This window comes from Neorhizobium sp. PAMB6716 (genome assembly GCF_058242805.1).
In genome coordinates, this window is sequence record NZ_CM177835.1 from 423402 (window position 1) to 437305 (window position 13904).

Sequence of the window (13904 nt, forward strand, 5' to 3'; positions counted from 1 at the left end):
CGGACCGGACGAGGGAGTGGCATGATGCTGCGGACTGTCGCATTCGCTCTGCTGTCGATGACGGCGCTTATTGCCACGGCGCACGCCCAGTCATCTCTTCCATCGCCGCGGCCATCCCCTTCGCAAGTGCCCGTCAGCCAGTGCCAGGCTATTGCGCAGGCGGTGCCCAGAGCCACGTTTGCAAGCTTTTCCCCTTATGAGATCGCGCAGGCCAAGGTGAACCGCGAAGACGTGAAGATCACCTTCATCGGCCATTCCACCTATCAGATCGAAAGCCCTGAAGGCGTGGTGATCGCCACCGATTATAGCGGTTATCACCGCCCGACCGTGACGCCCGACGTGGTGACAATGAACAAGGCGCATTCCACCCATTTTACCCTGTCGCCCGATCCCGCCATCGAACACGTATTGCCCGGCTGGAGCGACGTGCCTGGCGAAAAGGCCGAACACCACGTGATGGTGGGCGACAGCTATATCCGCAATGTCTCCACCGATATCCGTGCCTATGGCGGTTTCGAGGAAAACGGCAATTCCATCTTCATCTTCGAAATGGCGGGCCTTTGCATTGGTCATCTCGGCCATCTCCATCATGAATTGACGGATACGCACTATGCCGAAATCGGCCGTCTCGACGTGCTGATGGTGCCCACAGATGGCGGGTTGACGATGGGGGCGGATAGCATGAGCCGTGTCGTGCAGCGCCTGCGCTCCTCGCTGATCCTGCCGATGCATCGCGGCGGACCATCGCTCGAGCGGTTTCTTGCGATGTTCGATAGCCGCTTTGACATCGTCTACGCCGATCGCCCCACCCTGACTGTGTCCATGCGCAACCTGCCCCGCAAGCCGCAGATCATCGTGCCGCAGGGGCTATAAGAAACGCCGCGTATCCCTGTTGGATACGCGGCGCAAAATGCCTGATGGATATTCAGAGTTTTCAGGCGAATGTCAGGTGCTGCTTCACACCGACGTCAGGCATCTTTTCCTCGTTCATGTTGGCCTTGGCGATTTCCCAGCCGAATTTCAGGCTGCTGTCCGTCGAGGCCCAGATTTCGGCATCATCGACATGCAGGGCCAGCATTGTGAGGGCAGGGTCGTCCTTGCCGTGTTCGAACCAGGCGGCGGTAACGGCGCTCCAGTATTCGTCGATCTTGGCCATGTCCTTGCGCAATTCGATGACGCCTGCAAGGCACGCATGATAATCGTGGTTCTTGCCGGTGACGCAGAAATGCGCGCGCGTGCCGGGGCGGATCGCCTTGGCAAGATCGGTATCGTTGCGGGTGAAGAACCAGACCGTGTTGGTCTTGGGGTCCCCATGGGGTGCCATCGGCTGCATGTGCATGGAGGAGCCTTCAAGGCCCAGCATGCCGGCATGGATTGCGTTGATCTCTTCCCAGAGCTGGCGCGCAGGCTGCTCGCGCGCTTCCGTCAGACTTACCATAGCCGATCCTTTCGTGATGTGGAGGTCGGGTCAAGAACGTTGCCCGCCGTGCTTTGTTCCGATGGCAAAGAGTGCGGTCGCGGGCCGGAAGGCAGTCTCAAGGGGCGGCGGCAAAGCTGTGGTGAACCGCTTTTTCCTTGAACAGCAGGGCCATTCGTGCCTATAAGCCGGCCATTCTGGACATTTTTACGCATGAAGGGGTGCCATGGCTGGCCATTCACAGTTCAAGAACATCATGCACCGCAAGGGCCGTCAGGATTCCATCCGGTCCAAGATGTTCTCCAAGCTTGCACGTGAAATCACCGTTGCTGCAAAAACCGGTCTGCCCGATCCGAGCATGAACGCGGCATTGCGTCTGGCGATCCAGAACGCCAAGGCCCAGTCCATGCCGAAGGACAATATCGACCGCGCCATCAAGAAGGCCTCCGGTGCCGATGCCGAGACCTATGATGCGATCCGCTACGAAGGCTATGGCCCGGGCGGCACGGCCATCATCGTGGAAGCGCTGACCGACAACCGCAACCGCACCGCGTCCAACGTGCGCTCCATCTTCACCAAGGCCGGCGGCGCATTGGGCGAAACCGGCTCGGTGTCCTTCTCCTTCGATCACGTCGGCGAAATCGTCTACAAGACCTCGGCCGGCGATGCCGACACGATCATGGAAGCCGCGATCGAGGCCGGCGCCGACGACGTGATTTCCGATGAGGACGGCCACACCATCATCTGCGCGTTCGAGAGCATGGGCGAAGTATCGAAGGCACTCGAAGCCGTGCTTGGCGAAGCCCAGACGGTCAAGTCCGCCTGGAAGCCGCAGAACACCGTTCCGGTGGATGAGGAAAAGGCCCAGTCGCTGATGAAGCTCATCGATAATCTGGAAGATGATGACGACGTGCAGACCGTCTATTCCAACTTTGAGGTGTCCGACGAGGTTATGGCCAAGCTTTCGGCCTGATCAACATCGATCTTATAAAAACGCCGGCCCTGTCATTCACGGGCCGGCGTTTTCGTTTGGGCATCGATGTCAAGGGCGCTGTGGATAGAGGCCGGTTACCGCGATACACAGGGTCAGGCCGAGACCGGGAGACTGGGTGCTGACGGCGGCTGTGGCTGAGACCGGCTGGTTTGGTGAAACCGTAACGGTGCCGCCCGTGATACCGGTTGGCACATTGAAGTTGATCTTTGGGCTGCCCGGCGTTCCCGTCAGTTGCACGTCAAGCCCACCCAGTTCGGCACTGCCTGCCGTTGTTGACGCTGGCACATAGATCGGGGCCTGCGTTGCGCCGCCCGCGGATCCCTGGCCGAGAAATGCACCGGTGACGGCATTCGGACCGCCTTGTATCTGTTTTGCGACCAGCTTTGCGCTGACGGCAAGGGTTCCGGCCTGTGCCGGCACCTCCACGGCTTGCGTTCCGGTGCCGGTGCCGGTGAAGGTCGCGGGATGCGTATGCGGCACCAGGGGAACTTGCGTGGCGGTAAGAACGGTTTGCTGCGCGCCAACCTTTGCACCCAGGTCAATCGCAACGAGGCCTGGTCCTGCGCCAGAGCCGATGGGACTGCGCCCGCGCAGGTCAGGCATGACGAATGAAGATTGGGGCGTCTGGCCATAGATGCCGTAGATGAGCGAGAACAGGGCCTGGTTTTCATTGGTTTGAATCGTCTGTCCGTTGGCGGCGACATAGCCGTATGGGCAGAAATTGGTCGCCATGATGCAGACTGAGCCGATGTAGGGTTCGGATGAGCAAGCCGCCGCGGGCGATGCCGTGGTCATCGATATCACACTGCCGCTTGCGACAAGTGTGGCCATCGTCCCGGTGGTGGCGAGGCCTCTACCCAGGAAATGGGCGATTTTCTGCACGTCGATCATGGTGTTCTCCCTTTGCTCATGGGCCTGCGCTCAACGCTGCGGCGAAAGCCATGGCAAATATACACCTAAAAAGTGTATCGTAAATACGATGCATCAAAAAAGAGTATAGGCATTGCTGCAGACGGAAGGCCGCTGTCGCTGGGGAGGACGCTCAGGCAGCGGGAGGAAACGCGGATGATCCTCGGTTGCCATCTTTGTCGGTTAAAAATTTCCTCTTCAGGTTGTATTCGTGTGAGAATGTCAAAAAACCATCCCAGATTGCAATTGTGTTGCATATTTCGCGCAACCAAAAAGTTCTTGGTTGTGAATTGGCCGCTCTGCATCTTAAATTTGAGTTTGGTGTTTCCTGCTGCCCGAAAATCGAAGTAAGCATCAGACAGCTGTTCTTTAAGCCTTATAATGGTCTTTTTCGAAAACGGCGCCTTTCGGCAGAGAATTTACATGGTTCTATTCTTGAAGTTACTGTCGTTTTTCTGCGGCCGCGCAGGTTTGGCGATGGCGCACTTTTGCCTTCGGGCTTTGACGCCTGGCTTTTGGCGAAAAATTGTCGGTCTTCTTGTTCTCGCATTGGCTGCGGGCGTGATGGGCTCGCCTGCTGAGGCTGCTGATCCATCTTCAGCATGTACGAGTTTGAATGCGGACTGGAGCGGTTCGGGGCGGACGCTGACCACCACCACCTTACCCCCCGGCGTGTTGTCAAATGATTACAAGGACTACAACGGTTTTTCGGTGGGAGAGACGGTTTCATGGTCTGTCAATGGTAACGTGTCTTTGAATGTCTCCGGTTCAACCCTTGTTAACTATTATGCCGGCGATTATGACAAGGAAGAAAATTCCGGCAGTTCGACGGGAACAGGGCCTTATTCCGCGACTGGATCCTATACATTCGACGGAACGATTACCTATTTTGCCCTGGAAACGGCCGTGAGTTTCGCCGCAGCATCGGACGTTGCCTCTGTCACCATGGTGGCGACCTGTACTCCGGCAGGTGCTGCTTCCACGAATGCCGATCTCGCTGCGCTCTCCCTGTCGTCTGGCACGCTGTCGCCAACATTTGCCACGGGCACCACGAGTTATACGGCCTCAGTTCCCAACGCGACCACATCAGTGACTGCAACGCCGACGTTGAGCGATGCCACGGCCACGGTGACGGTCAACGGTGTCACGACCACGTCCGGCAATGCATCGGGTGCGATTGCGCTCAATGTCGGGTCCAACACGATCACCACAGTGGTGACGGCGCAGGACGGCACGACGACAAAAACCTATACGGTCACGGTAACGCGGGCGGCTCCGGCTTCCACCGATGCCGATCTCGCTGCACTCTCGCTGTCTTCAGGCACGCTGTCGCCAACATTTACCGCGGGCACCACGAGTTATACGGCCTCAGTTCCCAATGCGACCACATCAGTGACTGCAACGCCGACAGTGAGCGACGCCACTGCGACGGTGACGGTGAACGGTGTCACCGTGACCTCCGGAAATGCTTCAGGCGCAATTGCGCTGAATGTCGGCTCCAACACGATCACCACAGTGGTGACGGCGCAGGACGGCACGACGACAAAAACCTATACGGTCACGGTAACGCGGGCGGCCCCGGCCTCGACAGATGCCGATCTCGCTGCGCTCTCCCTGTCGTCTGGCACGCTGTCGCCAACATTTGCCACGGGCACCACGAGTTATACGGCCTCAGTTCCCAACGCGACCACATCAGTGACTGCAACGCCGACGGTGAGCGACGCCACTGCGACGGTGACGGTGAACGGTGTCACGACCACGTCCGGCAGCGCCTCCGGGGCGATAGCCCTTGCCGTCGGCTCCAACACGATCACCACAGTGGTGACGGCGCAGGACGGCACGACGACAAAAACCTATACGGTGACGGTGACGCGGGCGGCCCCGGCCTCCACCGATGCCGATCTCGCTGCACTCTCGCTTTCGTCCGGCACGCTGTCGCCAACATTTACCGCGGGCACCACGAGTTATACGGCCTCGGTTGCCAACGCCACCACGTCGCTGACGGCAACGCCAACGGTGAGCGACGCCACTGCGACGGTCACGGTGAACGGTGTCACCGTGACCTCCGGGAATGCTTCAGGCGCAATTGCGCTGAATGTCGGCTCCAACACGATCACCACGGTGGTGACAGCGCCGGATGGCACGACGACGAAAACTTATACGGTGACGGTGACACGGGCGGCTCCGGCTTCCACAGATGCCGATCTCGCTGCACTCTCGCTGTCTTCAGGCACGCTCACGCCAACATTTGCCGCGGGCACCACGAGTTATACGGCCTCAGTTCCCAACGCGACCACGTCGCTGACGGCAACGCCGACGGTGAGCGACGCCACTGCGACGGTCACGGTGAACGGTGTCACGACCACTTCCGGCAGTGCCTCCGGGGCGATAGCCCTTGCCGTCGGCTCCAATACGATCGCCACGGTGGTGACGGCACAGGATGGCACGACGACAAAAACCTATACGGTGACGGTGACGCGAGCGGCCCCGGCTTCCACAGATGCCGATCTGGCTGCGCTGTCGCTGTCTTCAGGCACGTTGTCGCCAACATTTGCCACGGGCACCACGAGTTATACGGTGTCGGTTCCCAATGCGACGACATCAGTGACTGCAACGCCGACAGTGAGCGACGCCACTGCGACAGTGACGGTGAACGGTGTCACCGTGACCTCCGGGAATGCTTCAGGCGCAATTGCGCTGAATGTCGGCTCCAACACGATCACCACGGTGGTGACGGCGCAGGATGGCACGACGACAAAAACCTATACGGTGACGGTGACGCGGGCGGCCCCGGCTTCCACAGATGCCGATCTCGCTGCGCTCTCCCTGTCGTCCGGCACGCTCACGCCAACATTTGCCGCGGGCACCACGAGCTACACGGCCTCCGTTGCCAACGCCACCACGTCGCTGACGGCAACGCCGACGGTGAGCGACGCCACTGCGACGGTCACGGTGAACGGTGTCACAGTGACCTCGGGGACTGCTTCGGGCGCAATTGCGCTGAATGTCGGCTCCAACACGATCACCACCGTGGTCACGGCACAGGATGGCACGACGACAAAAACCTATACGGTGACAGTGACGCGGGCGGCTCCGGCTTCCACCGATGCCGATCTCGCTGCACTCTCGCTGTCTTCAGGCACGCTGTCGCCAACATTTGCCGCGGGCACCACGAGTTATACGGCCTCAGTTCCCAACGCGACCACGTCGCTGACGGCAACGCCGACGGTGAGCGACGCCACTGCGACGGTCACGGTGAACGGTGTCACCGTGACCTCTGGCAGCGCCTCCGGGTCGATAGCCCTTGCCGTCGGGTCCAACACGATCACCACGGTGGTGACGGCACAGGATGGCACGACGACAAAAACCTATACGGTGACGGTGACGCGAGCGGCCCCGGCTTCCACAGATGCCGATCTGGCTGCGCTGTCGCTGTCTTCAGGCACGTTGTCGCCAACATTTGCCACGGGCACCACGAGTTATACGGTGTCGGTTCCCAATGCGACGACATCAGTGACTGCAACGCCGACAGTGAGCGACGCCACTGCGACAGTGACGGTGAACGGTGTCACCGTGACCTCCGGGAATGCTTCAGGCGCAATTGCGCTGAATGTCGGCTCCAACACGATCACCACGGTGGTGACGGCGCAGGATGGCACGACGACAAAAACCTATACGGTGACGGTGACGCGGGCGGCCCCGGCTTCCACAGATGCCGATCTCGCTGCGCTCTCCCTGTCGTCCGGCACGCTCACGCCAACATTTGCCGCGGGCACCACGAGTTATGCGGTATCGGTCCCCAATGCGACGACGTCGTTGACGCTGAAGCCGACGGTGAGTGATGCCACAGCGACGGTGACCGTTGCCGCAACAGCGGTCACTTCCGGCACCGCCTCGGGTGCGCAGTCGCTGTCTGTTGGGTCAAACGGCATCGATGTCGTGGTCACCGCGCAGGATGGCACGACGACAAAAACCTATACGGTCATGGTCACGCGGGCGGCACCGGCTTCCTTTGGCTTCTCGCCTGCGTCCGGTGCCTTGCCGGAGGCCATGGCGGGAGAGGCATATAGTCAGGACATCAGTGTCAGCGGTGGCATCGCACCCCTGGTGTTCAGCCTGTCGGCCGGTGCCCTGCCGGATGGTATGGTGCTTAACGTGTCCACCGGCGCGCTCACCGGACCGCTCGAAAATGACAGCGAAGGTGATTACAGCTTTACGCTAACGGTGCGCGACGGCAATGGCGACACGGCGACGGCAAGTTATACGCTGAAGGTGGTGGCGCGGGCGGTGACGGTGTCGGACAAGGTTGTCGATGTGGCACCCGGCGCCACACCTGCCGATGTCTATCTCAACCGCGGCGCCACCGGCGGGCCGTTCGTTGCTGCGGACCTCACCTTCATGGAACCCGCCAATGCGGGAACAGCGACGCTGATCCAGGGACAAGTGGCGCAGGCCGGGCCGGTCACGCCGGTCGGCTGGTATTTGCAGTTCACGCCCAATCCGGCCTATTCCGGGCAGGTGCGGGTGGGTTTCCGGCTGACAAGCGCGCTTGGCATTTCCAACGCCGGCACCGTCACCTATAATCTCGGCTACGATCCCGATGAGGTGGTGCAGGATATCGATGTGCTGGTGCGCGGTTTTGTGCGCAGCCGACAGAACCTCATCGCCTCGACCCTGAAGGTGCCGGGCCTTCTGGAGCGCCGGCGCATGGCGGCCTCGACCGACCCTGTCACGATGCGCATGACCCCCTCGCAGGATGGCATGACGCTCGGCTTCTCGACGAGCCTTGCGCAGATCGAGGCGGCCCGCGATAACGCCGATGGTGCCACGGGCGATCTCCTGCCGTTCAACCTGTGGATTGACGGCACATTCATGGCCCACAATCGCGAGGACAACGGCGATCGGTGGGGGCAGTTCGCCATGATTTCCGCCGGCGGCGATTATCTGCTGACGGAAAAGGCGCTGATTGGCGTGTCCTTCCATTACGACCGGATGACCGACCCGAGCGATGAGGATGCCGAACTGACCGGCAATGGCTGGCTTGCCGGTCCCTATGCCTCGCTGGAACTTGGGCGGGGCGTGTTCTTCGACGCCAGTGTTCTCTATGGCGGGTCTTCGAATGATATCGACACGGCCTTCTGGGATGGCACGTTCGACACGACGCGCTTTGCGTTTGACACGGCGCTGAAGGGCGAATGGCAGCTTGGAGACGATGTCATCCTCAGCCCGAAGGCAAGGCTCCTCTATCTCTCCGAAACGGTGGACAGCTATACGATCTCGAACGACGGGGGCGATGAGATCGAGCTGAACGAATTTACCACGGAGCAGTTGCGGGCAAGCCTCGGTGCGGAAATCTCGCGCAATTTCCTCCTGGAAAACGGGACGCAGATGACGCCTGTTCTGGGCGCAAACCTGGGTTTTTCAGGCCTCGACGGCTCCGGTGTTTTTGCCACGGTGTCTGCCGGCCTTTCCATCGAAACCACCTCGAAACTCGCCATCAATGCCCGCCTGCTGTTTAACATCGAAGGCGATGGAGATATCGGGCTTGGCGTCAGGGTGGGGGCTGCCAGTCGGTTCTGATCCGGGGTGCGCGGGTGCGGTCTCTCGAAAGCTGGTCGCACCGCCGCAGGCCTGCATCCCGGCGTGAGGGTGGGAGTCACGGCTGCGGCGGAACGGCGTGTCATTTCGTGATGCTTTTGGCGCGCGGATAGAGTCTTCGGCGCATCTGGCCCTTGCGTATCCGGATAATCTGAGGCGGCATCATGTTGATAACAGGTCACATTCTCCAGCCTGGAGCAGGGTTGCCGTGCAAGGTCGTCATCCTGGCGATTGGTCTTTTGACCGATCGCGGCAACGAGGTGACAGCCATGGTTTCGTCCATTGATACGGTGCGCATCTGGTCGATGCAGGCAGCGATCAGAGTTTTTAAGGAAACATCGCCGGAGACCGATGCGGGTCAGGGCAGTCTCGCAAGCCGGATCATCTCCAGTTACGGCATGGACAGCGATGATGGGGAGGATGCCACGACCTATAGCCTGGCTGACATCCTGAGCGGTGGCACCCAGTCGGGCTCGCAAGCGGCTGTTGAAGAGCCTCAGATGTCCACTGATATCGAAACCGAGTCTTTCATGACGGGGCTGAAGGCGAAGCTCAAGGATCTGGAAGCTGCCCCGGACACAAGCGCGCAGGCGGCAGCCATGCTCAAGGCACTAGACGCCGGCACGTTGACGGTGACCGATGCCGTAAACGGCCGCGAGGTCACGGCCTGGGACGTGGAGGCGCAGAATGCGGTGCCGCAGACGGCCACATCCACAGACACCGATGACTGGAGCACGTTCTTGAAAGAGCATCTGGCGCGCGCCAGTGGCGGCACCTATCAGCGCAATGCCGATCAGAGCCATATCGATCGTGCAACAGGCAAGAGTGCCTATTTCGGCATGATTGGCGACCAGTATTATTACCTGACCTGGACTGCGGCCTCCGGTTCTTCGCAGTCCGCCCAGGCGTAAAGGCATAAGAAGGGGTGCCCGCAGCGACGGGCACCGAGCCCGATGCTGCGCGCCATCATGCATCGGACGAGGACAGTCAGGCCGCCGCTTCTGCCAGCACCGGCTGCATCAGCGGCAGGCCGGCAAACAGTTCAGCCGAGCTCAGCCGTTTTTCGATGTCGTGGATCGGCATGGAAATGATCAGTTCGTCGGCACCGGTGTCTGCCAGAAATTCGGTCAGCTGCCGTTCGATGGTGGCGGGAGAGCCGACGGCTGCAAAACGCAGCGTATGCTCGACATTGATCCGCTCCATCTCGGACCAGAAGCCCTCCATGCTGGCAACCGGACGCGGAAAACGGCCGCGCACATTGCGGCGCAGGTTGACGAACTGCTGTTGTGCAGAGGTGAAGAGGTGGGCTGCTTCCTCATCCGTGTGCGCCGCCACGCCCATCACGCCCACCATCACATAAGGCTTCGAAAGCGTTGCCGAGGGCTGAAACCGCTCGCGGTAGATGGCAATCGCATCAAACAGCATGTCCGGGGCAAAATGCGAGGCAAACGCATAGGGCAGGCCGAGTGCTGCGGCCAGATGCGCGCTGTAGAGGCTGGAGCCGAGCAGCCAGAGCGGCACATGGGCATCGGTTCCGGGAACCGCGAGAATGGACTGGTCTTCAGCGGGAGTGCCAAGCAGCCTTTGAAGTTCAACGATGTCATGCGGGAAATTTTCCGCACCCGCATCCAGATTGCGGCGCAGTGCGCGGGCGGTGCGCATGTCCGTGCCCGGCGCACGGCCGAGACCAAGATCGACACGGCCGGGAAACAGCGCTTCCAGCGTGCCGAACTGTTCGGCAATGACGAGCGGCGAATGGTTTGGCAGCATCACGCCGCCGGAGCCGATGCGGATGCGCGTGGTGGCCGCGCCGACATGGCCGATGACAATAGAGGTGGCAGCGCTTGCGATGCCCGGCATGCCGTGGTGTTCGGCAAGCCAGAGACGGTTGTAACCGAGCGCCTCTGCCTTCTGCGCCAGACGGCTGGACTGCTGAAGCGCATCACGCACCGTTGAGCCTTCCGGGACCGGCGACAGATCGAGAATGGAAAAGGGGATCATGGAATTTCTCTGCAAATGGTGGATCATGCTTTCCTCTCATGTAGGCAGAGGGGAGGCCGTTTCTAACCACCTGTGGAGGAATTCTCTGGAGAGGATGTGAAACTGGAGGGAGTTCTTTCCCGGATACCCCTCACCACCTTAAGGCGGTGAGGGGTATATGCTGGACCTCAGGACACGCTGCGTCCTGTCGTCAGGTGACGCAGCGCAGGTTCGGCCGCATGCCGCCGAACTGGCCCTGGCCGCTTGCCTCGTCGCCCGGTGTATCGAGCGAAAACAGCGAAAGCCGTGTATCGGCCGTGCCGGCCTCGCTCATGATGCGGATCAGGGCGTTTTCCGTCGCCTCGGCCATGTCCCGTGCCCGTGAGAGAACGGTTTCGCTTTCGCCCACCGCAAGGTGCGCAAGCGACAGCCGCTGGCCTTCCAGGTCGACATTACGCGACAGGCGTTCGGCAGGGGGGACAAGGTTCGACAAGGCCTCGCCCATCACCTGTGTTTCGCTCTGCAGCGTTGCAAGGCCCCGGTGAGCTTCGTCGAGATCATGGCCGGCGTCGCGGGCGTGCAGCATCAGGCCACGGGCGGTGCCGGTGCAGTCTTCGGCGAACCTGCGCACGGTGAGCGCCAGCATCGCCTGCTCGGATGGAGTGCCGGAACCGGTATCCGTCGCGCCCGGCCGCGCGTCGAGATCGGCGGCAAGGGTTTCGGCCCGGATGGCAAGCGTGGCAACCTGGTCCACCAGCTCATTTAGCCTGGCAAAGGAGACATGCGCCGCAGCAGTGGCCGCGTGGCCGCGTGCAAAAGCTTTCTGCAGGCGGGCATTGCTGTTGGCAGCCTCCGTGGCATGACGCGAAACGCTTGCGGCATCTTCGCCACGAAGCCGCGTTGCCTTTTGCATGATCTCGATGGAGCCGAGCGCCTTCTGCACGGTTGGCAGCACGTTTGCCAGCCGCTCGGCAATGACCGCCATGTCGGCCTGGCTGGAACGGGTCTGCTCGCGAATGGACCGAACGCTGCGTGCCACCACCGAAAGGTTGAGGTTCAGCATCGAGGCCAGACGGTTGAAACGAACGCGAAGGCCGTCCAGCGCATCCGGAAACGGCTGCTGCAGAGCACCGCCGAGATCGCCGTTCGACAGCCGGCGCAGGCTGTCTTCCAGACGCGCAAGCGGGGCAGACTGCTGCGCATCGTTTTCGCGGATCATCGTTTTCATTTGCGCCATGCCACGCGCAACCGTGCCGAGATGGTCCTTGCGGGCCTGGTCGGCAAGGTCAGCCTGGCTTTCGCCGGCGTTCCAGTCGGTTGCGTGGCGTGCAAGCCGCGTCAGCGGATCGCCAAATTTATAGGCAAGCGTGACAATCGCTGCGCCCGCGGCCAGTGCCGCGGCAATGCTGAAGCCCAGTATCTCTGGCGAGACGTGAAGCGCCTTGATGGCGATCAGGTTTACCGCAACGAGATTGAACGTGACGAAAAGAAGGATCGTCTCGATCGGCCTGTTCTTCAAGCGGGTGAACATCATCATGATGGACCTCCAATCTTGTTGTGAGCAATCACCTAATGTGATTCGGCCGATACTGTTGCCGAACTTGCCGCTCTTGTGTGCGGAATGAATTGTTATCTTTAACGTACAGTTAAGGTCCGTATATTACCTGTTCTGTTTTTGTTCGATTTGTCGCTGGCAAGATGCCGGTGTGGCGCGATAGGATACAGGTCATGACACAGACGATTCGTATTATCGGCATTGACCCCGGCCTTCGTCGCACCGGCTGGGGTGTAATCGAGACGCTGGGCAACAGCCTGCGCTTCGTGGCCTCCGGCACCGTGACCTCCGATGGCGACATGGATCTCGCCTCACGGCTCTGCCAGCTGCACGATGGCCTTGCCGAAGTGGTCCATGCCTACCAGCCCAATGAGGCGGCCGTGGAGCAGACCTTCGTCAACAAGGATGCGGTGGCGACGCTGAAGCTTGGTCAGGCGCGCGGCATCGCCATGCTGGTGCCGGCCCGTGCCGGCTTGCAGGTTGCCGAATATGCGCCGAACGCCGTCAAGAAGGCGGTGATCGGCGTCGGCCACGGCGAAAAGCAGCAGATCCACATGATGCTGAAGATCCTGATGCCGAAGGCGGAATTCAAGGGCAACGACGCCGCCGATGCGCTGGCCATCGCCATCTGCCATGCGCATAACCGCGGCGGCCATCGCATGCGCCAGATCCTGGCCTCGGCCTGAGTACGTGAGGCGCCTGCCATGGCCGGGCAGATTGCGAGTTTGTTCTTGACTTGTTCCGGTTCCAGCTCTAGCGCTTGAGGACGAGGCGGGGCGGCGCCTTCTCCCGAAATCCTGCGCGGCGGACTTTTCCATGATCGGCAAGCTCAAAGGCACCATTGACGAAATTGGCGACGATCATGTGCTCGTGGATGTGCATGGCGTCTGTTACGTCGCCCATTGTTCGTCCCGCACACTCTCGCGCATCGGCTCGCCCGGGGAAGCCGTCGTGCTGTTCATCGAAACCTATGTGCGCGAGGACCAGCTGAAACTCTTCGGTTTCATGACAGCGCTGGAGCGGGAGTGGTTCAACCTGTTGCAGAGCGTGCAGGGTGTGGGCGCGAAGGTAGCGCTTGCCGTGCTCTCGACGCTGACGCCCTCCGAGCTTGCCAATGCCATTGCGCTGCAGGACAAGGTGGCGATTTCGCGCGCGCCGGGCGTCGGGCCGAAGGTTGCCATCCGGATCGTGACGGAGCTGAAGAACAAGGCGCCCGCCTTTGCCGGAGATGCCGGCTCCAATATCGGCCTGAAGCAGGAACTGGGGGAGGGCGTTGCGTCTGCTCCGGTCTCTGATGCGGTTTCGGCGCTGACCAATCTCGGTTATTCGCGTGATCAGGCGGCCAATGCGGTGGCAGCGGCCCTGAAGAACGGCGGCGAGGGCGCCGACAGCGCCAAGCTGATCCGGCTCGGATTGAAGGAGCTTTCGCGGTAATTGCCTTGCTTCCAGGC

At 61.0% G+C, this 13904-nt stretch carries 10 protein-coding genes; 6 read left to right on the top strand and 4 right to left on the bottom strand.

Translation table 11 applies throughout. The annotated features are described in order from the left end of the window. The first annotated feature begins 21 nt into the window (after positions 1 to 21). Complete coding sequence (locus AC4CWH_RS01990; protein WP_491320166.1) at positions 22 to 873, top strand: MBL fold metallo-hydrolase; 852 nt, start codon at positions 22 to 24, stop codon at positions 871 to 873. A gap of 61 nt (positions 874 to 934) precedes the next feature. On the opposite strand, the gene AC4CWH_RS01995 is transcribed toward AC4CWH_RS01990, so the two are convergent. Next, positions 935 to 1438 carry a pyridoxamine 5'-phosphate oxidase family protein gene (locus AC4CWH_RS01995; protein ID WP_491283957.1) on the bottom strand — a complete coding sequence of 168 codons (504 nt, stop codon included), beginning with the start codon at positions 1436 to 1438 and terminating at the stop codon, positions 935 to 937. A 205-nt stretch (positions 1439 to 1643) separates the two neighbouring features. Here AC4CWH_RS01995 and AC4CWH_RS02000 point away from each other — a divergent pair, with 205 nt between their 5' ends. Beyond that, positions 1644 to 2390: a YebC/PmpR family DNA-binding transcriptional regulator gene (locus AC4CWH_RS02000; protein WP_491283958.1), complete on the top strand. Its 747-nt coding sequence runs from the start codon at positions 1644 to 1646 to the stop codon at positions 2388 to 2390. Between the two features lie 69 nt (positions 2391 to 2459). On the opposite strand, the gene AC4CWH_RS02005 is transcribed toward AC4CWH_RS02000, so the two are convergent. Further along, a complete protein-coding gene (locus tag AC4CWH_RS02005; protein ID WP_491320167.1) occupies positions 2460 to 3302 on the bottom strand; it encodes a phage tail protein in 843 nt (280 codons plus the stop codon). Between the two features lie 924 nt (positions 3303 to 4226). Here AC4CWH_RS02005 and AC4CWH_RS02010 point away from each other — a divergent pair. Beyond that, a complete protein-coding gene (locus AC4CWH_RS02010) occupies positions 4227 to 8900 on the top strand; it encodes a cadherin-like beta sandwich domain-containing protein (protein WP_491320168.1) in 4674 nt (1557 codons plus the stop codon). Between the two features lie 287 nt (positions 8901 to 9187). Then, entirely contained in the window at positions 9188 to 9829 is a 642-nt protein-coding gene (locus AC4CWH_RS02015; RefSeq protein ID WP_491320169.1) for a hypothetical protein, read from the top strand. Positions 9830 to 9905: 76 nt separating this feature from the next. Here the strand turns inward: AC4CWH_RS02015 and AC4CWH_RS02020 are convergent, their stop codons facing one another. Together AC4CWH_RS02020 and AC4CWH_RS02025 are read right to left on the bottom strand one after the other, a co-directional pair. Next, positions 9906 to 10919 (bottom strand): LLM class flavin-dependent oxidoreductase, encoded by a 1014-nt coding sequence (locus AC4CWH_RS02020; RefSeq protein WP_491320170.1) that lies wholly within the window; start codon positions 10917 to 10919, stop codon positions 9906 to 9908. Between the two features lie 190 nt (positions 10920 to 11109). Next, positions 11110 to 12435 (bottom strand): hypothetical protein, encoded by a 1326-nt coding sequence (locus AC4CWH_RS02025; RefSeq protein ID WP_491320171.1) that lies wholly within the window; start codon positions 12433 to 12435, stop codon positions 11110 to 11112. 191 nt (positions 12436 to 12626) lie between these two features. Between AC4CWH_RS02025 and ruvC the strand changes: the two genes are divergently transcribed. Continuing rightward, entirely contained in the window at positions 12627 to 13139 is a 513-nt protein-coding gene (gene ruvC, locus AC4CWH_RS02030; protein WP_491283964.1) for a crossover junction endodeoxyribonuclease RuvC, read from the top strand. A gap of 130 nt (positions 13140 to 13269) precedes the next feature. Continuing rightward, entirely contained in the window at positions 13270 to 13887 is a 618-nt protein-coding gene (ruvA, locus tag AC4CWH_RS02035; RefSeq protein ID WP_491320172.1) for a Holliday junction branch migration protein RuvA, read from the top strand. Positions 13888 to 13904: the final 17 nt, after the last annotated feature.